Source organism: Parabacteroides sp. PF5-9 (assembly GCF_029893105.1).
Lineage (GTDB): Bacteria > Bacteroidota > Bacteroidia > Bacteroidales > Tannerellaceae > JARXWG01.
Genome location: NZ_JARXWG010000001.1, coordinates 208,836 through 230,936, shown reverse-complemented (window position 1 = coordinate 230,936; position 22,101 = coordinate 208,836). Strand labels below are relative to the sequence as shown.

Annotated in this window: 19 protein-coding genes and 2 tRNA genes; 19 read left to right on the top strand and 2 right to left on the bottom strand. The window is 39.7% G+C overall.

The annotated features are described in order from the left end of the window. Window positions 1–76: 76 nt before the first annotated feature. From dusB to M2135_RS01060, 6 genes are all read left to right on the top strand, one after another. Entirely contained in the window at window positions 77–1,060 is a 984-nt protein-coding gene (gene dusB, locus M2135_RS01085) for a tRNA dihydrouridine synthase DusB (protein ID WP_280746711.1), read from the top strand. Between the two features lie 95 nt (window positions 1,061–1,155). Then, complete coding sequence (locus M2135_RS01080; protein ID WP_280746710.1) at window positions 1,156–1,812, top strand: LysE family transporter; 657 nt, start codon at window positions 1,156–1,158, stop codon at window positions 1,810–1,812. A gap of 4 nt (window positions 1,813–1,816) precedes the next feature. Then, complete coding sequence (locus M2135_RS01075; protein WP_280746709.1) at window positions 1,817–2,458, top strand: carbohydrate-binding family 9-like protein; 642 nt, start codon at window positions 1,817–1,819, stop codon at window positions 2,456–2,458. Window positions 2,459–3,393: 935 nt separating this feature from the next. Beyond that, a complete protein-coding gene (locus M2135_RS01070; protein ID WP_280746708.1) occupies window positions 3,394–4,404 on the top strand; it encodes an IS110 family transposase in 1,011 nt (336 codons plus the stop codon). A 741-nt stretch (window positions 4,405–5,145) separates the two neighbouring features. Beyond that, the gene (locus M2135_RS01065) at window positions 5,146–7,476 is read left to right on the top strand and encodes an ABC transporter permease (protein ID WP_280746707.1); all 2,331 of its coding nucleotides are present in this window, start codon (window positions 5,146–5,148) and stop codon (window positions 7,474–7,476) included. A gap of 70 nt (window positions 7,477–7,546) precedes the next feature. After that, window positions 7,547–8,440 carry an alpha/beta hydrolase-fold protein gene (locus M2135_RS01060; protein WP_280746706.1) on the top strand — a complete coding sequence of 298 codons (894 nt, stop codon included), beginning with the start codon at window positions 7,547–7,549 and terminating at the stop codon, window positions 8,438–8,440. Window positions 8,441–8,580: 140 nt separating this feature from the next. On the opposite strand, the gene M2135_RS01055 is transcribed toward M2135_RS01060, so the two are convergent. After that, window positions 8,581–8,654, bottom strand: a tRNA-Met gene (locus tag M2135_RS01055). Window positions 8,655–8,844: 190 nt separating this feature from the next. On the opposite strand from M2135_RS01055, the gene M2135_RS01050 reads away from it, so the two are divergent. The 4 genes from M2135_RS01050 (at window position 8,845) to M2135_RS01035 (ending at window position 13,773) form a co-directional block, all read left to right on the top strand. Beyond that, window positions 8,845–9,228 carry an START-like domain-containing protein gene (locus M2135_RS01050; protein ID WP_280746705.1) on the top strand — a complete coding sequence of 128 codons (384 nt, stop codon included), beginning with the start codon at window positions 8,845–8,847 and terminating at the stop codon, window positions 9,226–9,228. 72 nt (window positions 9,229–9,300) lie between these two features. After that, the gene (locus M2135_RS01045; RefSeq protein WP_280746704.1) at window positions 9,301–11,244 is read left to right on the top strand and encodes an LptF/LptG family permease; all 1,944 of its coding nucleotides are present in this window, start codon (window positions 9,301–9,303) and stop codon (window positions 11,242–11,244) included. Between the two features lie 37 nt (window positions 11,245–11,281). Then, window positions 11,282–12,499, top strand: a complete 1,218-nt coding sequence (locus M2135_RS01040; protein WP_280746703.1) for a bifunctional 3,4-dihydroxy-2-butanone-4-phosphate synthase/GTP cyclohydrolase II — start codon at window positions 11,282–11,284, stop codon at window positions 12,497–12,499. 80 nt (window positions 12,500–12,579) lie between these two features. Then, on the top strand, window positions 12,580–13,773 hold the full coding sequence (locus M2135_RS01035) for a pyridoxal phosphate-dependent aminotransferase (protein ID WP_280746702.1): 1,194 nt from the start codon (window positions 12,580–12,582) through the stop codon (window positions 13,771–13,773). An 83-nt stretch (window positions 13,774–13,856) separates the two neighbouring features. Here the strand turns inward: M2135_RS01035 and M2135_RS01030 are convergent, their stop codons facing one another. Next, window positions 13,857–14,939: a mannose-1-phosphate guanylyltransferase gene (locus M2135_RS01030; RefSeq protein WP_280746701.1), complete on the bottom strand. Its 1,083-nt coding sequence runs from the start codon at window positions 14,937–14,939 to the stop codon at window positions 13,857–13,859. A 182-nt stretch (window positions 14,940–15,121) separates the two neighbouring features. On the opposite strand from M2135_RS01030, the gene M2135_RS01025 reads away from it, so the two are divergent. The 9 genes from M2135_RS01025 to M2135_RS00985 all read left to right on the top strand — a co-directional run bounded on the left by M2135_RS01025 (window position 15,122) and on the right by M2135_RS00985 (window position 22,099). Then, window positions 15,122–15,205 (top strand) — tRNA-Leu (locus M2135_RS01025). Between the two features lie 227 nt (window positions 15,206–15,432). Continuing rightward, the gene (locus M2135_RS01020) at window positions 15,433–16,317 is read left to right on the top strand and encodes a hypothetical protein (RefSeq protein ID WP_280746700.1); all 885 of its coding nucleotides are present in this window, start codon (window positions 15,433–15,435) and stop codon (window positions 16,315–16,317) included. A gap of 129 nt (window positions 16,318–16,446) precedes the next feature. Continuing rightward, window positions 16,447–16,734, top strand: coding sequence for a helix-turn-helix domain-containing protein (locus tag M2135_RS01015; RefSeq protein WP_280746699.1), 288 nt, complete (start codon window positions 16,447–16,449; stop codon window positions 16,732–16,734). Window positions 16,735–16,737: 3 nt separating this feature from the next. After that, window positions 16,738–17,781: an AAA family ATPase gene (locus M2135_RS01010; RefSeq protein ID WP_280746698.1), complete on the top strand. Its 1,044-nt coding sequence runs from the start codon at window positions 16,738–16,740 to the stop codon at window positions 17,779–17,781. A gap of 189 nt (window positions 17,782–17,970) precedes the next feature. Continuing rightward, window positions 17,971–18,885: a toprim domain-containing protein gene (locus M2135_RS01005; RefSeq protein WP_280746697.1), complete on the top strand. Its 915-nt coding sequence runs from the start codon at window positions 17,971–17,973 to the stop codon at window positions 18,883–18,885. Between the two features lie 257 nt (window positions 18,886–19,142). Beyond that, entirely contained in the window at window positions 19,143–20,369 is a 1,227-nt protein-coding gene (mobV, locus tag M2135_RS01000) for a MobV family relaxase (RefSeq protein WP_280746696.1), read from the top strand. A gap of 97 nt (window positions 20,370–20,466) precedes the next feature. After that, window positions 20,467–21,228: a class I SAM-dependent methyltransferase gene (locus M2135_RS00995; protein ID WP_280746695.1), complete on the top strand. Its 762-nt coding sequence runs from the start codon at window positions 20,467–20,469 to the stop codon at window positions 21,226–21,228. Next, a complete protein-coding gene (locus M2135_RS00990) occupies window positions 21,225–21,668 on the top strand; it encodes a hypothetical protein (RefSeq protein WP_280746694.1) in 444 nt (147 codons plus the stop codon). The genes M2135_RS00995 and M2135_RS00990 overlap by 4 nt, the downstream gene beginning before the upstream one ends. After that, window positions 21,668–22,099 (top strand): GNAT family N-acetyltransferase, encoded by a 432-nt coding sequence (locus tag M2135_RS00985; protein WP_280746693.1) that lies wholly within the window; start codon window positions 21,668–21,670, stop codon window positions 22,097–22,099. Before M2135_RS00990 ends, M2135_RS00985 begins: the two co-directional genes overlap by 1 nt. Window positions 22,100–22,101: the final 2 nt, after the last annotated feature.

Sequence of the window (22,101 nt, the reverse complement as noted above, 5' to 3'; positions counted from 1 at the left end):
TACGTCCTTTTTTACGGTTGATTTATGTTTTTATCCTGTTGCTTCGTACCTTTGTGGGATAATTCATGCAATAGAAATGAAGATAGGAGAGATCGATTTAGGAGAAAAACCTGTTCTGCTGGCTCCCATGGAGGATGTGACAGATATCGCATTCCGATTGATGTGTAAACGTTTTGGCGCCGATATGGTGTATACCGAATTTGTCTCCAGTGATGCTTTAATCCGTCATGTCAATAAGACCCAGCAAAAACTAACTGTTTCGGAGGAAGAGCGGCCGGTGGCCATTCAAATTTATGGTAAAGAGGCGGACGCCATGGAAGAAGCCGCAAGAATCTGCGAAATGGCCCGGCCGGATGTCTTGGATATCAATTTTGGCTGTCCGGTGAAAAAAGTAGCCGGAAAAGGTGCCGGAGCAGGGATGTTGCGCAACATCCCCCTGATGCTGGAGATCACAAAAAGAGTCGTTCAGGCGGTTCAAATACCGGTGACCGTTAAAACCCGGCTGGGGTGGGATGAGAACAACAAAATCATCGTAGATCTGGCCGAACAGTTGCAGGACTGCGGCATAAAAGCACTTTCTATTCATGGCCGTACACGTTCACAGATGTACACCGGAGAGGCCGATTGGTCATTGATCGGTGAAGTAAAGAATAATGCCCGTATGCATATCCCCATCATCGGTAATGGCGATATCACTTCAGCCGAAAAGGCGGCCGAATATTTCGACCGTTACGGGGTCGACGGTATTATGATCGGGCGGGGCAGCATCGGACGGCCATGGATTTTCCGGGAAGTCAAACATTTTCTTCAAACTGCGACACCATTGTCTGCCGAATCTTTTGAATGGTATTTGAATATCCTCAAGCAACAAGTGCTAGATAGTGTTGAACGATTGGACGAACGACGTGGCATTTTACATATCCGCCGTCACCTGGCAGCCACTCCCCTGTTTAAAGGGATTCCCGATTTCAAACCGACACGTATAGCCATGTTACGTGCGGAAACAGTCGCCGACCTATTCCGGATAATGGATGCAATCACTCCTTATAAAGAATCTTAACTATTGATTATCCAGGAACTTTCATTATTATCCGTTATCTTTGCAGACTCAGATTCAAATTATTAATTATTTGATGCTCTGCGCTTTTATTTCAAATGATAGGGTTAATAGGTAAAGGTTTATTAATAGGTATAATCGTTTCAGCCCCCATGGGGCCTATAGGAATGTTATGCATACAACGTACACTGAACAAAGGACGTTGGCATGGGTTTGTCACCGGACTGGGTGCTGTCGCTTCGGATGTGATCTATGCTGCCATTACTTGCCTGGGAATGGGTTCTGTGAGAGGTCTTGTCGAAAATCATCAGGCGACACTTCAACTGATAGGAAGTCTTGTTATTGCATTTTTTGGTTTTTATATCTTCCGGAGCAACCCTGTAAAAAAATTACAAAAGCAAAAAGAGACCAAACTCTCATTCACACAAGATTTTATTTCCGCATTCCTGCTTACTTTCAGTAATATACTGATCGTTCTTCTCTATATCGGTCTGTTTGCCCGGTTTGGATTTGTCAAATCCGACTATTCGATCTGGATGTTGGCCGGTGGAATAGCCGCTATCGGAATTGGTGCCGTTTTGTGGTGGCTACTGATCACCTATTTTGTTTCTAAACTGAAAAAATGGTTTAATATCAGAGGGATATGGTTGTTAAACCGGATTGTTGGCTCTATTATTCTATTGATCTCCATTGCCGGTATACTCTCTGTTTTTCTCGCCTATCATTTTCAATTACCTTTGCTTCAAATACATTAATCGCATGAAAACAGTAAAAACACCCTATCTCCCCGTCTTGGATACATTGGAATTGTCGGCTGTCGGAAATCTGATGGAAACGGAAGCCTGTCGCGCATACATCGATGTGGTCAACTGGCCGTCTTATCCGTACAAACCTATTGTCGCTTTCGACATCGCACGAACGGATCAAAACCTCTATATCCGTTATTTTGTGAAAGGGAACTCACTCAAAGCCGTTCACGACAAAGATGATTCACCCGTACATCAAGACAGCTGTGTGGAGTTTTTTATGCAGCAAACAGGTGAAGCGGATTATATGAATTTTGAATTCAACTGTATCGGCACCTGTGATGCCGCCCGTCGGCAATCGCGTGAACAGAAACAGTCGCTCACCGCCGAAGAATATGCACTTATCCGCCGATACTCCTCCTTGAAAAATAAACCTTTTGCAGAAAAGAGAGGTCTCTATTCCTGGGAGTTGCTCGTCAGCATCCCTTTTTCATTAATGGGACTCGATTCCGGAAATTTACCACAGAAGATAAAAGCCAATTTTTATAAATGTGCGGATGACACCGTATATCCCCATTTTTTAAGTTGGCATCCGATTGATCTTGAAACACCTGATTTTCATTGTCCTCCTTTTTTCGGAGAGGTTTATTTGTGAGTTTTTTCGGAATAGACCACTTCAGGACTATTGTTGTATAGGCGCGTTAAAAGGAAGCTGAGTCTTTTAATGTCATTATGCGTGAGAGTTATAACAGATACGCTTCAATTCGTGTAAGATTGGAAGATGGGAACAGTTTGTGTGATCTTTATATTGTGTAAGAATTGAAGGTTTTCCGAAGACCAAATCCCACAGGGATTTAATGTGAATAACCCCGGGTAAAGAAGAGCGTAGCGGATCGACCCGGGGTTATGCACATTTAACGCCTGTGGCGTTCGCCTTCACTATCTTCACCTTTTCTTCCATTCGAAGCTTATTTTTACAACTTACATGAACTGGTATACTCTTTGTCTTTTCGCAGGAAAATCCCGTTAGGGATTCATATGCGTAACCGCGGGTGTAGCGAAGCAAACCCGTGGTTTGAAAATACTCCATACGAATCAACGCCGGAGGTGTTGAATCATTCAATCTGGTATCTATATAAGTTATTCAACACCTTCGGCGTTGAGTCGATAAGATACGTTCTGTATCCCCCTGTGGCTCATTCTATTTCGCTCACAGGGGGTTACGGATATGAATTCCTGCGGAATTTTGCTTGAATCCTATCTTCCCTTAGTTTGCAATAGTCTTTCTCTTAAAGAGAAAACATTGTAAATATCCTTGGAGAGTTCGTATAAGAACCTACGGTTTACAAGAAAGAATAAATAGTTTAAATACAGAGGTTAATCCTTATGTTTGTTGTAGTAATGTAAGGAATTAACCGGCTAATAAAGGTAAACTAAGCAATCTTCTAAGGTAGTAGCCTTATTATTTGATTCAGACCTTTATTAGCCAAGCTGTAGTTGCCAAATAGAAAACCAGGTTCGAGACCTAATAAGGGAAGTAGCAGAAAACAGCTTTTGGGTTAATTCCAAATGTAATGTAAACGTAAAGTTATGAAGAATTTATTTATTGGGATTGACTTTTCCAAACAAACGATCGATGTCTCGTTTGTTGAACGCGGGAGATTAAAAGAGTTTACTCATAATCAGTTTGCTAACGACAAAGATGGTTTCAAACAAATGTTGTCTTGGCTAAAACAGCAAACACAGATTCCTCGTAAAGAGTGGATGTTTTGCGGTGAACATACCGGGCTACATAGTTTAGCCCTAAGTGAGTTCTTAACCTCCAAGGGGATGTTTATTTGGATTGACTCTCCTTTGCAGATAAAACTATCGATGGGTATTCAACGAACAAAAAATGACAAAGTGGATTCTGAGCAGTTAGCTTTATATGCTTATCGTTTTGAGGATAAGGCTAAAGCATACGTGCCCATGAGTAAGGCTAATAAATCCTTACAACTTTTATATGCATTCCGTGGACGTTTGATTAAAGCAAAGGTTGCTCTTTCACAAGCCGCCACCGAGATGCGGGCTGTTATCCGCAGAGATCCTACTTCACGGTATATTTATGAACAAACACAGCAAGAGGTCGAAAGGCTCGCTAAACTTATTGAAGGAGTTGAAAAGAAAATGCTTACATGTATCAAGGAGGATCCAAGCATAGATGAGAACTATAAGCTACTTACCTCGATTAAAGGTATTGCTTTTGTTAATGCTTGTGTGATGATTATTTATACAGGTAACTTTACTCAGTTTGAATCACCCCGTCAATTTGCTTGCTACACCGGAATGGCTCCCTTCGGAAAGAGTTCTGGAACCTCTAAAAAAGCCACTCCCAAAGTCAGTCAAATTGCCAATAAAGAAATAAAAGCCTTGTTGACTCAGGCTGCAAAAGCAGCCATCAGGCATAATCATGAGATCAGAGAGTATTTCAACAGGAAAAAGGCGGAAGGAAAACAGGATTGGCTAATTGTTAATAACGTTAGAAACAAGCTTATACATAGGGCTTTTGCCGTTGTTAAACGAAAAGAACCCTATGTGGAAAACTTTTTAGGACAATACTAAAAAAATAACAGTGAAATTATTTGGAATTGAACATAGAAATCAAATTTTCTTCCATTCAAAGCCTATTTTTAGTTCAAGCATATATCATTTTATTGCTTAAAACAGCTGATTTGCAATAAAAATCAACAAAAACGCATTTTCATCTAACTCACACTTCGTCTTTTTTCAGTCAAATAGAGGCCATATTTTAACCTTTCAGCCCAAAAACAGGTAATTCTTCCCTTTTTGTTCTGCATCTCCCGCCCATTTTATGCAGAAGATTTTTAAAATCATGCAGATGACCTTGGAGAAACATCGTAATGTTTCGATCAAGTCATTTAGATCATTTTTTAGGCGACCGAAAAGAGTCGAAAAAACGGACTAAAAACGGACAAATTTTCTCCAGAATGGCGATTTTCTCAGATCGAAGAAAATAGGATATAGGTCATGATAATCAAACTAACATTCAAAAATAAACTCCAAATCCTTGCGTTTTTTTCGGATAGCTTCGTATGATATGCCAAATAGAGAAATGTCGGAGGGGGTAAAATAGCAAAGTGTAAAAATTGACAATGTGTAATTTACTCGAAACAGGTATAACATGATGAAATAGCAATTGTTTGTTTTGTCAAATAAATGGACAACCCTGTCAAGTAATTAGACAACAAATAGGGAGGGTGTGCTTTCAATGTATTCATTATTAACGTGTTGTGCAAGATGGCATGGTTTTTGTTTGTTTTATGAAAATGGAATAAAACATATATGAAAACCATCATTCGGAATTTCTTTCATACACTTCGTCGTTTTAAAATGGCTACTTTATTAAACCTGTTAGGACTGTCTGTTGCCTTTTCCGCTTTTATCGTAATCATGGTTCAGGTAAGTTATGATCTTCGGTTCAACTCTTCCATACCTAATGCAGATCATGTCTATAGAATAAATTTAATCCATGAAGGTTCGCCTATAGCAGCAACACCTCGCCCTGTGGGTGATGGTTTAGCAGCCTATTCTCCTCATGTGAAGGCGGTTGCGATAAACAATGCGATGTATGCAACGGTATTCGACAGGTATTTTACGATAGATGCTGATGATTCTTCCGGCCAACAGCAAACCTACGCAGAGAAGATGATGGAAACGACTTCGGGTTATATTGATATTTTTCAGCCCGAAATGTTGGAAGGAGATGCACAAGCATTACAGGAGCCTGATAAGGTATTGATTCCCCAAAGTATGTCGGAGCGTCTGTTCAAAGGGGAGTCTGCGATTGGAAAACTCCTTCGTGGTGAAGATTTTGTATGGACTGTGGGTGGTGTATATAAGGACTTTCCCAAAAATAGTTCTATGCATAATTTTATTCTTTGGCAGATGGATAAACATGAACACTGGGCACTGAATTACGAAACATACATTTCCATTGATCCTTCTCAAGATGCAGATGCCCTCTTTAGTGAATATATATCAACGATTAAGCCGATGTTGGAAAGCACAGGTTTTAACAATGTGGAATTTTTTCTTTCTCCGGTTAAGACATTACATTTTGAAACGGCTATAGGATTTGATACTGTTGCAAAAACATCTAAAACACAGCTTTGGATACTCATAGGTATTGCTTTGGTTATTTTGTTGATTGCCGCGATTAACTTTACGAATTATAGTATTGCTTTGGCGCCTTTACGTGTCAGAAGTATTAATACGCAAAAGGTATTAGGGGCTGGCGAGACAGAACTTCGTATTTCATTGACTATAGAAGCCGTATTGGTTTGCTTGATCTCTTTTGGGATTGCCTTGTTTTTGGTGCACTTATTGTCTTTAACTTCGGTAACAAACCTGCTTTCGAGTGAATTGATTTTGCAAGAAAACATCCCTTTGTTGTTTATTGTCGGGGGAATAGCTTTATTGACTGGTTTATTCGCTGGCATATATCCGGCTTTGTATTCCACTTCATTTGCACCTGCCGTGGTATTAAAGGGTAATTTCGGTTTGTCATCTCGTGGACGCCGATTGCGTAGCACGCTTGTGGGTATTCAATATGTCGCCTCGTTTGTATTGATTGTTGCCGCATTATTCATGTTCATGCAAACAAAATATATGCAACATCAAAATCCCGGCTACGACAGAAGTAAAATGATCGTTGTTACAACAAATAAGCAATTTACCAATCAACACGAGCTTTTCGCAGAAAAACTTAATTCTTTGCCTTCCATAGATGCTGTTGGCTATTCGGAAGCCTTATTAGCCGGCAGAGATCATTTTGAGGTCTATCAAGGGAAAGTAAAAGATATATCTATTGTAATCAACACCATACGTGCTGATGTAAACTTCTTGCAAGCGATGAATATCCCTATTCTTGAAGGGCGATACTTTACTCAATCGGACACACAGACGGAAGGAGGGTATTTTGCCATCCTCAATGAGTGCGCTCGTAAAGAATATAATTTGCAAGTAGGAGATAAGGTTGATGGAGTAGTCACTATTGTTGGCTTTATCCCTGACATCAACTATACTTCGTTTCGTAAAGAAATTGAGCCGATGGGTTTTGTCCTTGACCCCACCCGGCGTTTTGCTTATGTTCGAACCAAAGAAGGTACAAATGTGTACTCCGCCATACAGGAGATAGAAAAGGAATTGCAAGTTTTATCACCCGGTTTTCCCTTTGAAATCCGTTCATTAGATGATGTGTCGAATGATTCGTATGGTTATGAAAAGAATATGATGATATTAATCACTCTGTTTAGCCTTTTGGCCATTCTGCTCTCTATGATTGGGGTATTCGGATTGGTTATTTTTGAGAATGAGTACAAGCGGAAAGAGATAGGAATACGCAAAGTTTTCGGTTCTACAACCAAAGAGATTCTTGAAAGGTTGAATAAACAATACGTCTATTTATTGATTATTTGCTTCATCATAGCCGCTCCTCTGGCTTACTATGGTGTAAATCAGTGGTTGCAAAATTTTGCTTATAAAACTCCGATGTATTGGTGGGTCTTTGCTGTTACTTTCTTATTAGTTGCAGCATTAACCTCTGCTACTGTGACCTTCCAAAGCTGGCGGGTCGCAAATGCCAATCCTGTGGATAGTATAAAAACAGAGTGAGTGCAGAAATGAAATTATTTAAACATATACTAATCAATTCTATCACACAAACATTAAAAATGTTATTCTTATGAAAACAAAAAATCTATTTGAAATGGTTTTAATCCTGGTAGCGATCAGCTTTTTTAGTTGTAACACTTCGTTTGCAAAGTCCATACCGGTTGATGAAAACCCCACATTGTTATTTCACAGAGTGTTCTCGGGATCAGTCAACGACACTTTGTCGATTTCAGTATCTCTTCCGGCAAGTTATTATGCAAGTGATACAAAAAATTACCCTGTTATATATATTCTCGACGGAAATCTCTATTTTGATATTTTCAAGAGTATGGTAAATATATACACTCAAACAGGTTGGCCTTATGAAGTAATATTGGTTGGGATTGGCTACAAGAATATACCTGAATTGGCTATGCTTCGTAGCAGAGATTATACGTATCCTGTAGCCGAAGAAAGATACGGAATGAATGTGAGCGGCGGGGGAGATAAATTTTTGACTTTCCTAAACAAAGAACTCTTGCCCGACTTAGACAAAAAATACCGTACCGACAAAGCTAATCGGATTCTATTTGGACATTCACTAAGTGCTTATTTTGTTGAATATGCATTTATTGAGAACTTAAAAAACAATAATGAAGTGTTTCAAAGCTATATTGCTGCCAGTCCGACGCTCAACTATAACAAATATTACCTCCTTAAAGCAATGGAGAATTTAGAGGGAGTAAACCCCACCCTACTTTCAAAAACCAGTATTTTCACCTCTTTCGGACAACTTGAGAATGCAAGCCCAGATCCGGAAATGGAAAAGGTGGAATTGACCACAGAGAAACTGGAAAAACTATTTACGCAGGATAAGTTTCATGGTTTAAAGCACAGATCAATAGTATATTCACACTTAGGTCACATGGAGACAGCCATACCGACTTTAATGCAAGGCATAATTTGGACTTTTACCAAAGAATAGGAGGCTAAAGCCACAAAGATGCCTTGTAGGTAGAATAGATATTCTCTTGTGAGTGTCTCTATTTGAGGGGGTGATCTTATTTGTATGCAAATAAAAAACAAAAGGCTTACAGAGATTCTGTAAGCCTTTTGTTTTCAACGTAGCGAGACCCGGGATTGAACCGGGGACCTCATGATTATGAATCATGCGCTCTAACCAGCTGAGCTATCTCGCCATCATTCGATGAATGCGGTGCAAAAGTAGACGTTATTTTTATATTCTGCAACATTTTCTTTCAAAAAAAGTCGGCGACAGAGAGTCTGGTTGAATGATAAACGGTTTTTCCAATTGTATTTTTATATGGAGGGAGTAGTACTTCTCGTTTTTTCTATGTACCTTGTGCGCATAATGAAATGTTTCCAAGGATGAAGAAAGAGAAGTTTCATATTGAATATGTTTTTGGCAAGGTCTCACGACGTAGTTTGTGGAACCATCTGACAACTCCTCCCGGCCTCTCTTCCTGGTTTGCCGACGATGTGCATGTGAATAATAATGTATACACATTTGTCTGGAATAAAGATGAAGAAGAAGCTGAGATTGTATCCCAAAAATCGGAGATCAGTGTTCGTTATCGTTGGGTGGATGAAGAAGATCCACACGCTTATTTCGAATTTGCCATCCACACCGTAGAATTAACCGGAGCGATTGCTCTTGAAATTACCGACTTTGCCGAGCCGGGAGAAAAGAATGATTCGATTAATTTATGGGATTCACAAGTGGAAGAACTCAAACGAACGCTGGGCATTTAGCGTTGTTTCACTAAAATGTATACGCTTCTTATCGTTTTTTACACTAATTTTGCCCATTCAACCGAATAGGCCATGTTGAGGATAAAACGATTATATACTTTTATGCTGCAGACTTTCCTGCCGTTGTTCGCCATGACCTTCGGCATCTGCCTGTTTATCGTATTGATGCAGTTCCTTTGGCGTTATATCGATGACATGGTTGGGAAAGGGCTGGAGATGGCCGTATTGGGTGAAATGTTTTTTTATGCCGCCTTATTCCTTGTCCCTATGGCCTTGCCTTTGGCGGTTCTTCTGGCCTCTTTAATGACGTTTGGTAATTTGGGTGAACGACTGGAGTTGTTGGCGATGAAATCGGCAGGGGTTTCGCTGTTGCATATTATGCGCCCGTTGATTGTTACGATCGGTATTGTCAGTGTTGGCGCCTTCTTTTTTCAGAATAATGCCATGCCTGTGGTTCAGGTGAAACTCTACTCATTGCTCTATTCCATGCGGGCCAAATCACCCGAACTGGATATTCCGGAAGGTGTTTTCTACAAAGAGATCAGCGGCTACAATGTCTATGTAAAGGAAAAAGACCAACGCGACGGATTATTAAAGGATGTCATGATTTATGACTATTCGGAAGGATTTAATAACACAATGGTTACTGTTGCAGACTCAGGTCGTCTGAAAACATCTGCAGATAAACTGTTTCTTGTCTTGACATTATATAACGGTGAATCTTTCCAAAATATGACGAGACAATCATCGGCCTCAGCGGGAAATACCTCAGATGTCCCTAACCGCCGGGAGACTTTCACTACCCGCGAAGTATTGATCGAGTTTGATGGTAATTTTACCCGGACCGACGAGTCTTTCCTGCAAAACCAATATGTGGGGAAAAACCTAACCGACCTGCAATCGTCGATCGATTCGATGAACGTTAAATTAGACAGTATTAAGAATATCAATTCGAACGAAATTTATACCTACGCTTATCTGAAGAGTTTCGCTTTAAAAGGGGCACCTACTGATACGCTTTTTATGTTGGCCGAAGCATCAAAAGAAAATAGAAGAAAAGAACAGCCTCTTATTCTGCCATCGAATTACGACAGTCTCTTTCAAGCCGAACCGGCCAATGTAAAAGCGGCATTGCTGACAAGGGCAAAAAGTGCGGCGGAGAATGTGCGAACCGATTATTATTTCCGTGCAGCTACATTGGGTGATGAAGCATATAAAGTCAGACGACATCTAACGGAATGGCATAATAAATTCACGGTCTCTTTCGCCTGTCTGGTTTTCTTTTTTATCGGGGCTCCGTTAGGTGCGATTATCCGCAAAGGAGGATTGGGTACGCCTGTTGTGCTCTCTGTTATCCTCTTCATTTTTTATTATGTGGTCAATAATATCGGTTTTAAGATGGCCAGAGATGGTGTCTGGGCTGCATGGCAAGGGATGTGGTTGAGTTCTGCGGTATTGACACCGCTGGGGGTATTCCTGACTTATAAAGCGATAAACGATTCCGTGATCCTGAATGCAGATACTTATATCAATGCATTGAAAAACCTTATAGGAAAACGATCAGCCCGTAAAGTAGAATTAAAAGAAGTGATCATATACAGTCCCGACTATAACGCTGTTATTCCCAAATTGGAGCAATTGATCGTGGATACAGAGACGTATTTGTCGAGACACAAACGTTGGATCAATTATTTTGCCTATTGGCGACAAGGAGGGAAAGATACGTCTGCCGAAAAGCTGGCCAACGAGGTAGAAGAGATTGTGGAAGTATTAGAAAATTCAGACCTGATACTTATCCTGAATAAACTGATGGATTATCCGATTATTGGCGGATATAACCAACTGAAGGCCAATCTGAGTAAAAGAGCGGGATTTATTATCGGACTGATTTTCCCATTAGGTATTCCTGTCTACCTATTGGCCACTTATCAACGGAAATTGCTTCGACAAGATATCCGAAGCGTCAAGAAAACAAGCGAAGAGTTATTGGATATGATTCGTGAACGATTCAAATAAACACAAGTTCCAATTTGTCTATCAAAATCAAAAGAGTATGAGCGAATTTAAATTAAACACCATAGAGGAAGCGATCGAAGATTTCCGGGAAGGGAAATTCATTATCGTAGTAGATGATGAAGATCGGGAAAATGAAGGGGACTTCATTATTGCCGCCGAAAAGATCACCCCGGAAAAAGTAAATTTCATGATGAGCGAAGGACGGGGACTTCTTTGTGCTCCGATTACAGAGGAGCGCTGTGAAGAACTTGAACTTGAAATGCAGGTTGCCCGTAACACGTCGATGCTTGAAACTCCTTTTACCGTGACGGTAGATAAGCTGGGTGGCGGATGTACCACCGGTGTTTCCATGTTTGACCGGGCACAAACGATTCTGGCATTGGCCGATCCGGAGACCAAACCAACCGACCTTGGACGCCCGGGACATGTGAACCCCTTGCGCGCCCGTTCCCGTGGTGTATTGCGCCGAGCCGGGCATACGGAAGCAACCATCGATATGGCTCGATTGGCTGGATTATATCCGGCCGGTGCCTTGATAGAGATCATCAATGCGGATGGTACTATGGCACGGTTGCCTGATCTGATCAAAGTGTCGAAGAAATTTGATATTAAAATCATTACGATAAAAGACCTGATTACTTATCGTCTGCAAACCGAATCGATTGTAGAGAAAGGGGAAGAGGTGGATATGCCTACACAATACGGACATTTTCGTCTGATCCCTTTCCTACAGAAAAGCAACGGGTTGGAGCATATTGCATTGATTAAAGGAGATATCAGTCATGAAGATTCGGTATTGGTGCGTGTACATTCCTCTTGTGCTACCGGAGATATCTTCGGATCACTTCGTTGTGAGTGCGGCGAGCAGCTTCATAAAGCGTTGAAAATGATTGAAGAAGAAGGTAAAGGCGTATTGGTTTACCTGAATCAGGAAGGAAGAGGAATCGGATTAATGGAGAAGATGAAAGCGTATAAACTTCAGGAAAATGGATTGGATACGGTTGACGCGAATCTGCATTTAGGACATAATGTGGATGAACGGGATTATGGAGTAGGTGCACAAATTTTACGCCAGATAGGGGTGACACAAATGCGCCTGATGACGAATAATCCGGTTAAGCGGGTAGGTCTTGAAGCATATGGATTAAAGGTCGTGGAAAATGTACCCATCGAAATCACTCCGAACCCATATAATGCATTTTATATGAAAACAAAAAAAGAACGGATGGGGCATACGCTTCATAATATCAAATAATTGTCAAATTGTTGCAAATAATTCTATTTATAATTACTTTTGTCAGATCATTTTAAATTATACATACAAAAAGCACTTACATGACACAAGTTTCAGATCGTTTAGCAAGCCTGTCGCCTTCGGAAACACTGGCGATGTCTCAAAAAAGCAATGAGTTAAAAGCTCAAGGTATCGATGTTATCAATCTTAGTGTGGGCGAACCGGACTTTTATACGCCTGACCATATTAAAGAGGCTGCAAAGAAAGCGATAGATGATAATTTTTCATTCTATTCTCCTGTGCCTGGATATATGGATCTTCGGAAAGCGATTGTGGCTAAACTCAAAAACGAAAATGAGCTGGACTATACAACCGACCAAATTATTGTCTCCAACGGTGCGAAACAATCTGTATGTAATGTATTGTTAAGCATTATCGGCCCGGGCGATGAAGTGATCGTTCCTGCCCCTTATTGGGTGAGCTACGTAGAAATGGTGAAACTTGCTGAAGGAACCAATGTGATTGTTTCTGCCGGCATCGAACAGGATTTCAAGATTACTCCTCAGCAATTGGAAGCGGCAATTACGCCTAAAACCAAAGCGTTAATCCTTTGTTCTCCTTCCAATCCGACCGGAAGTGTCTATACCAAAGAAGAATTAAAAGGATTAGCTGATGTTCTGGCAAAATATCCGAATGTCATTATATTGGCTGATGAGATTTACGAACATATCAACTATATGGGCGCACATCAAAGCATTGCGCAATTCCCGGAAATCAAAGAACGAGTAGTTGTGATTAACGGAGTATCAAAAGCATATGCCATGACCGGTTGGCGTGTTGGTTTCATTGCTGCTCCTCTATGGATCGCCAAAGCGTGTAATAAATTACAAGGACAATATACCTCAGGAGCAAGCTCGATCGCTCAGAAAGCAGCAGTTGCCGCTTTTACGGGAGATCAGTCTTGTGTCGAACAGATGCGGGAGGCTTTTCTGCGTCGGAGAGATCTGGTAATTAAATTATGTAAAGATATTCCGGGCATCAAACTGAATATTCCTCAGGGTGCGTTCTATCTATTCCCGGATTTGAGTTATTATTTCGGAAAGAGTGCCGGAGGCCGCACAGTCAATGATGCCGCAGATCTGGCAATGTATCTGCTCGAAGTGGGGCATGTCGCTACTGTCGGAGGTGCTGCTTTCGGTGCGCCAGACTGTCTTCGCTTTTCATATGCTACCTCAGATGAAAATCTGATCGAAGCGATTAAACGCATCAAAGAGACGCTTGCTGCATTAAAATAATATCAAACGGTATACAAAAAAGGCCGGCCTCTATACAGAGTGCCGGCTTTTTTAATAGTAATATTTATTTGACCACCGAGAGCTTAACTAAATTCGTTTCCATACTTCAATTTCACATCTGCCACAAACTGTTTGATGCGCTCTTCATCTTTCTTTTTACAGATGAGTAATACATTGTCCGATTCTGCAATGATATAATTATCCAACCCTTGAATAACGATCAGACGATCCTGATTGTCTAATGCCACGATATTGTTGTGACTGTCGTAGAGAAGCGTTTTATCATTTTTAAGGACAGCGTTGTTGTTTTCGTCCTTTTTGGCAAGATCAAACAGGGATCCCCATGTTCCTAAATCGGCCCAACCGAAATCGACACATAACATATAGACATTATCTGCTTTTTCCATAACGCCATAGTCGATCGAAATATTGGGACAGTATGGGAAGTGCTCCTGAATAAATTCTTGCTCATCCGCAGTGTTGAATTTGTCTTTCCCCAAATCAAAACGCATACTGATGTCAGGTAGAAACTTATTAAAGGCTTCCAATATTGTATCTACATTCCAGAGAAAAATCCCTGAATTCCAGAAAAACTCACCGCTTTCCTGAAATACTTTTGCTAACTCGCGATTGGGTTTTTCGGTAAATGTTTTTACTTTGGTGAATTCGCCAATCATCTTATCCCCACTTTGAATATACCCGTATCCGGTTTCAGGGCGACTGGGGTTGATCCCCAAAGTGACCAATGCTTTATTTTTCTGGACAAACTCAAGTCCTTTTTTCACATCTTTCAGAAAGACCTCTTCTTTCAGAATTAAATGGTCGGAAGGGGCCACAACGATATTGGCATTCGGATTGCATGCTTTAATGTGGTATGCTGCATAAGCAATACAAGGGGCTGTGTTACGACGACTGGGTTCAAGCAACAGCTGGCTGTCATTGATTTCAGGAAGTTGTTCCTTGATCAGATCGCCATATATTTTATTTGTAACAATATAGATGTTTTCTTTAGGCATGATTTTGGCAAAGCGGTCAAATGTCATTTGGAGTAACGAACGCCCGTTCCCAAAAAAGTCCAGGAATTGTTTGGGATAACTCTCCCGGCTAAATGGCCAGAAACGACTTCCAATACCACCGCCCATAATCACGCAATAATTATTTTTCATACGATCAAACGTTTTGCTTTGTCTATACAAAACTAACGAAATAATCCGGTTTTTATTTCCTTGCATCCGACATATTCAAAAAAAAGCATCCTTTTCTTGTAAGATAAAAAAATATCTATACCTTTGCAACGCCTTTTTAAGGAATTGTCCTGACACAATCAAGGCATTTGTATTGATAACTTGCCCAGATGGCGGAATTGGTAGACGCGCTGGTCTCAAACACCAGTGGGGTAATTCCCATGCCGGTTCGATCCCGGCTCTGGGTACTTCAAATCCCTGATAATCGTCTGATTATCAGGGATTTTTGCTTTACCAAGGTGTACTAAATGTGTACTGTTTGACGGAAACAAGGATAAAGTGTACTTCTCTTGTATTTCGGGTGTTTTTTTAGATTTTATTAAGATAATCTTATCCGTTTTGTCTGTTTTCTTCTCTTTCTTGCTTACCAAAACCAATTCATTAGTATCTTTGTAGAGTTAAATAAGTACGTCAAATGGTTGAAAAACAGTTCAAGTCACTTCAAGAACTCATTGATAGATGCACCAAACATGATTATAATGCTGTCAAGGAAGCATTTTCTATGAAAAAGGTCTATCTTAATACTGACCAGCGCGCAGACTATATCCGAAAAGAAATATTCAGAATTACGGAAGAACTTGTATCCATAAGCCAAAAAGTTCCGGCTCTAAAATCTATTGCTTTCGATTGGCATACGCCAAATTTTGTTTGGGAAACTTCTTTTTATGAATATCTGACAATCGCTGAACGTAGAAAATATATTGCGTTCCCCTATGATAGCTTTGACGATAAACAATATATCGAGAATCCGGCTTCGTATGATGAGTCACTTCCCTATTTCTCAGATATTATAGAATTACTCGTTTACAGTCAATATCTAGAGGATTTACAGAAAACTGAAACCAAACTGTTACCCCAACCAGAAACGAAAGAAACGACTATCGACTCTCAAGAAGAAGTTTCTTCCAAAAAGGTAGTAGGAAAAGAGAACCCTTTCAACTGTACGCTAAATAAGAGCGAAATCCGGCTTTTGGCAGATTGTGTAAACGAAGCACACATTTTCACCACCGAAATAACTCCTCAAATACTTGAAGATTTCTTTTATTGTCAATTAACCGGAGCATTAAAATCTACCAACAATAGGCTACTGGCTTATTTCATGATGAAATTGAGCGCACACGAATATATTACGTACGAATGGCAATCCGTCGTCGCAAATAATAATTTAGTGCTCGCTCCCATGAAAGAAAAATATCTAAATGCCAGTGATTTATCCACAGCCAACGACAATATTAAGTACATTTCTCCCAAGAAATCGGAAGTCATTGACAAATTCATCAAACAACTGAAAAAAGGTTGAGCATAGGTTGATACCTCAAACAAAGTTCAATTAGCCCTCATTTCCACACAATTATCTTTGCCCCCGTAATCGATTACAAGATAACGGAGGGTGCACACTCCATTTGTTCAATTACATAATTATTTTAGTATGAAAAGTATTGAAGAACGAGTTTCCGAACTCGAACAAATGGTTTTTATGGCAAAGAATGTATTCAGTTTTGATGAAGCAAGCAAGTTTCTCAACCTGTCGAAAAGTTACCTGTACAAATTGACATCGGGCAACTTAATTCCCCACTACAAACCGCAGGGCAAAATGTTGTATTTTGAAAAGGAACAACTGGAAGAATGGTTACGCCAGAATCCGGTTAAAACACAAGCGCAAATTACGCGAGAAGCCCAACAGTATGTCATGAGTAATAAATCTTTAAAAAAGTAAGTCATGGCAGAAGAAGTAAAGAAACAGGAGATTGCCATTCTTTGGCAAGCCTCCCGTCTGACACTTACGGGCGAATATGTAACCGCTCCCGAAATTATTCGTGTACATGGCTCTCCCATTGCCACGTTGGGTAATTTCAGCGCATCCATTGGAAAGGCAAAGAGTAAAAAAACATTCAATGTGTCGGCTATTGTAGCTGCCGCATTGAAGAACGGAACGGTTTTGCAATATGATGCTGAGTTGCCGGAGAATAAACGGAAGATTTTCTATGTGGATACAGAGCAAAGTCCTTACCATTGCCAAAAAGTAATGAGGCGCATTGTTCGCATGGCAGGATTACCGTTGGATGAAGAACCGAAAAATCTGCAATTCCTTACGTTACGCAGGCATACTCCGGATATAAGAATATCCATTGTAGAGGAAGCGATTTATAACACAAAAGGCTTGGGATTAGTCATTATCGATGGAATCCGGGATATGGTTTACGACATTAACAGTCCGAGTGAATCAACCAAAATCATTTCCAAGTTGATGCAATGGACAGATGAACTACAAATCCATATTCACACTATCCTGCATCAAAATAAAGCGGATGACAACGCCCGTGGGCATATTGGAACAGAATTGAACAATAAAGCGGAAACAGTTTTAGAGGTTGCCAAAGATAAATTGGACAATAATATAAGCACCGTTCAAGCTGTTCACATTCGGGCAATGGATTTTCAGCCGTTTGCGTTCCGTATCAATGATGATGCACTGCCGGAACTAGTCGGGGATTATAGCTTTAATAAAAAAGAATCCCACTATTATGACTATTCCGAACTAAAAGGCGAGCAACATAGAGAGGCGTTAGAAGCCACTTTCTCCGAAGTGGAGTTATATGGTTACAGCGACTTGATGGATGCACTCAAACGAGGTTACGCAACAATTGGCTGTGTATATGGCGAGAATAAACTCGGGAAGCTAAAGGTATTTCTCGAAAATAAACGGATGATTGTAAAAGATGCTGCCAAAAAATACAAATTCAATCCTAACTATCATTATTAAACCGCTTTACTATGTTTCGGGCGCATAGATAATAGAGTAAAGTAAAGCTTCCGGCAGGAAGAATAACCGGAAGCCCTTTACTTTACCTCGTTTCTATATACACGCAATAAAGTAAAGTGGTGTTTCACGATACAACCTTTTTCCCGTGAAAGAAAAAAGATTTATTCACCATTTTAATTATCAAAAATTATGGATTTTAAAACGATAAATATGTTCCCAATCCGGGAATACCTTGCAGGATTGAATATCCATCCGGCAAAAGATAGAGGCTATTACGGTATGTATCATTCTCCTTTCCGGGAAGATAACGATGCCAGTATGAAAGTAGATTACAACAAAAACCTGTGGATTGATTATGGAGCAAACGAGGGCGGAACACTCATAGACCTTGTGATGCGGATAGAGAATTGCTCCAATGGCGAAGCGATACGGTCATTAGAACAACATCTATCCAGAACGCCCTCTTTTTCTTTTCATGGGAATACTATTCCGAACAGGAAAGAAGCAGAACAAAAACCAGAATCGGCAATAAAGATAACCGGAATAACACCGCTTAATTCTCCGGCACTAATCAATTACCTACAGAAGCGATGCGTAAATCTTGATATTGCATCTGAACACTGCAAGGAAGTTCACTATTTGGCTAATGATAAGCCTTATTATGCTATCGGCTTTCAAAATGATGCAGGAGGTTGGGCATTACGGAATGAGCATTTCAAGGGTTGCATAATGTCAATGGGAGCAACATTTTTTGATACCGGAAGTGAAGAAAACTGTCAGTTATTTGAGGGTTTTATGGATTTCCTTTCATACCTGACGATGAAAGGAAGCAAAACGCCACAGGAAGATTGTATTGTTTTGAGCTCTACCGTCAATTTGGCAAAAGTCAAAAATCAGCTTTCAACCTATCCGAAAATATATGCTTTCTTGGATAACGATGAAGCCGGAAAACAAGCTGTCCAAAATCTACACTCGGTTTGCAAAGAGGTCATCGACCAGTCTGTTCACTATGCAAATCATAAAGACCTGAACGACTATTTGTGCAGTCGTTCCGCTCCGAAGCAAGTCGTAATAAAGAAGCCGGGCAGAGGACTAAGAATGTAATCCGCCGCAGCTACCCAGAAGGGCTTTTAAAGAAAAGCCGTAGCTTATTAGGGCATTTTCTTTACGCTCCGATAAATCTACACTAAAAATGCCCCAATAAGCCAAAGGTTTTCCCCCTTTGGAATCTCCCTGAAACGGTCTTTCGACCGTAGTCGCATCGAGCGACTTTTAAATATGAATGCCTATTTGCGGATTGAAAACAATCCGTAAATGGGATTCATAAAAGATAAAATCATAATTAAAAATGAACACTGAAAATGGGATTTGCAGTATTACATATTCAAAAGCCGAAAGGGAATGATTCCCGAACCACGGCTCATATAGAACGAACTGTTCAACCGGGCAATGCCGACCCGAGCCGGAAACATCTGAATGACGAATTAATTACATTTCCTGACGGAGTCGGAAATCGGACACAGGCAATTCAATACCGGATTGAACATTCCGGGATAATTCGAAAAATCAGGGAAAATCAAGTCCGGGCTTTGCAAATCATGCTTTCTGGGACACATGAAAATATGCAGCATATTCAAGCTTTCGGGAGACTTGACGAATGGTGCAAGGATAATATCGAATGGTTACAAGATACCTTCGGGAAAGATAATCTTGTTTCGGCTGTTCTTCACATGGACGAGAAAACGCCTCATATCCATGCTACGGTTGTTCCCATCGTAACCGGAGAAAGAAGAAAAGCCGAAGTTGAAAATAAAAACGGCAAAAAGAAATACCGTAAAAAGCCGAAAGATGGTACTCGCCTTTGTGCCGATGATATTATGACAAGGGATAATCTCAAATTATTTCAAGATACTTATGCCGAAAAAATGGAGAAATATGGATTGGAACGTGGTATCAAAGGTTCGGAAGCCCGGCATATTTCTACGGCTGAACATTACCGGGAACTATATATCCAAAATGAAGAATTGAAGGAAACTATTGAGTATAAAGAGGAGCAAAAGCAAGAGGTTAATGCGGACATTCGCGACCTATACGACCGCAAAGACGAAGCTCGGGAGAAGTTTCTTAATATGCACGAATATACTCAACAAAAAGAAAAGGAGATATCCAATCTCGAAACCCGGATAGAGCGACTCAAGCAGGATTATGAGCCATACAAAGCACAAGACGATATAAATCTATTGCTTAGCGTATTCCCGCATTTAAGCGAACATTTGCGGATAGCGCAGCTATGTAAAGCGGTTGGATTGGCGATAGATACCATTAAACAGCTTTTCAAAGGCGAAGCAGTTGCGGTTACCGGTAAACTTCATTCACTCGAACATGACCAATCATTCAATGCACAGGATGCCAAATTGAAGTTGTATAGGGAGGGCGAGAACTCCGACAGGCTGAAACTATCAATCAATGGACAGAATATCCTCGACTGGTTCAAACAGAAGTATCGGGAAGTGAAACAGTCCGAAAGACCGTATTCTATACCGATTCAAAAGCCGGAAGTGGGGAAAAGCAAAGGTTTAAAGCTGTAATTATGGCTGTTTCTCAAATATTTAGTACTTTTACAGTCTGGAATTCTTTTACCTACATCTACTGTAGGTATCAACATTATTCTTATAGTTTAAAAATATGAGAGATAAATGGAACAAAAATTATATGGATTATCAATATAAAGATGTTTTTTCTATTCTTGATAGTCCATGTATTATAGACAAATTTAGAAATAGCATAAGTATATTTAAAGAGAAAAAGAAGATAATTAGAATTCTTATTCCGGGATGCGGGTCAAATACGAAAATTCAACAACTATGTTATAGCATTTACAAAGAAAATATTGATATATATGCCGTTGACTGGAGTGAAGAAGCTATAGCTATAGCAAAAAAAGAGACAAATCTATTAAATATTCCTGTTGAATATATTAATTGCAATTTTAATTGTTTGCCTTTCGATGATGATTTTTTTGATATAGTAATAATAAGTAATTCGATTGTTTCAGATTCTCATGAAAATAACATAAATGCATTGAACGAATTTGCGCGGTTATTAAATCCGGATGGTTTAATTACAGGAAATTTTCCTTGTGCTTTTGGGATGTTTGATTATGCCCTTACTAGCGGTTTGGCTGACCATTGGTTAACTACTGGAATTGTTGACATAATATCAAGGACTGTATATGAAGAATCTCAGGATATGCATCAACGTTTTTTCACTCCACTAGAATTATTTTCTGTATGTAAAGAAATGCAGCTTAAGATTGAATCTATGAATATACTATTTTACGACGGAGCTGACTTTGCGCAGCAGATGTCAACGTTGTATCAACTTCCATATAATGAAAATTTTTCCCTTTGGGGACTATATGTAAATATTAAAAAATACACATTATGACATTATCATTATCTATTATCGCTTGTGTGCTATCTATTGCATCACTCTCATGGAATATAATCTTATATATTAAGCAGAGCCACTCTGCGGCAATTAGCACAAATACAAAACTTATTGTGGGGATAGAAGGTCGATTAGGACAAATTCCAGAACTTCTTCGCTTCCATGGAATTGACAACCCAGAAGAAATTCTTAAACAGCATGGAATTACTTCTGAAGAGTTTGCTTATTTAGTAAATAGTTTTACGGTTGCCGGTACTTTTTACAGAACGACTCCAACCCCTAATGATATTTTAAAAGAGGGATCATACAGATGGGTTATGTGTAAATCCCCATCAACTCAAAAGGCGTGGCCATTGGTTCGAATAATGTTAGCCGACTCGCCATATAGGAAGGCTTTAGATGAACTTATTGAAAAATTGAAACAAACAACTGATTAATGGAAATATTAGAACTTGATTATAGCAATATTAAAGATATCTCTGAAATGTGGCTTGATCTTAATTCTTATCACATTGATAAAGTTTCTTTTTTTTCCGAGCGTTTTGAAAATGTTTCATTTGATAATCACTGTTCGTTTTTGGAAAAACAAGAAGATTTTAAGATATTTATAGTATTGTTATATGATGAATTAGTTGGATTTTCAATAGCATTTAAAAATAGTGGCATCGGAGAAATAGATTCTATATATATAAAAGAAAAACATCGTGGGAATGGAGTTGGTGAAAAATTAATAGAGAAAGTAATAGAATGGCTTAATCTAGAGTGTTTGCAAATAATTGTAAAAATAGCAGAAGGAAATGAATATGCATTCAATTTTTACAGAAAATTTAATTTTTCCCTCAGATACTATACATTTCAAAAAAACTAGCA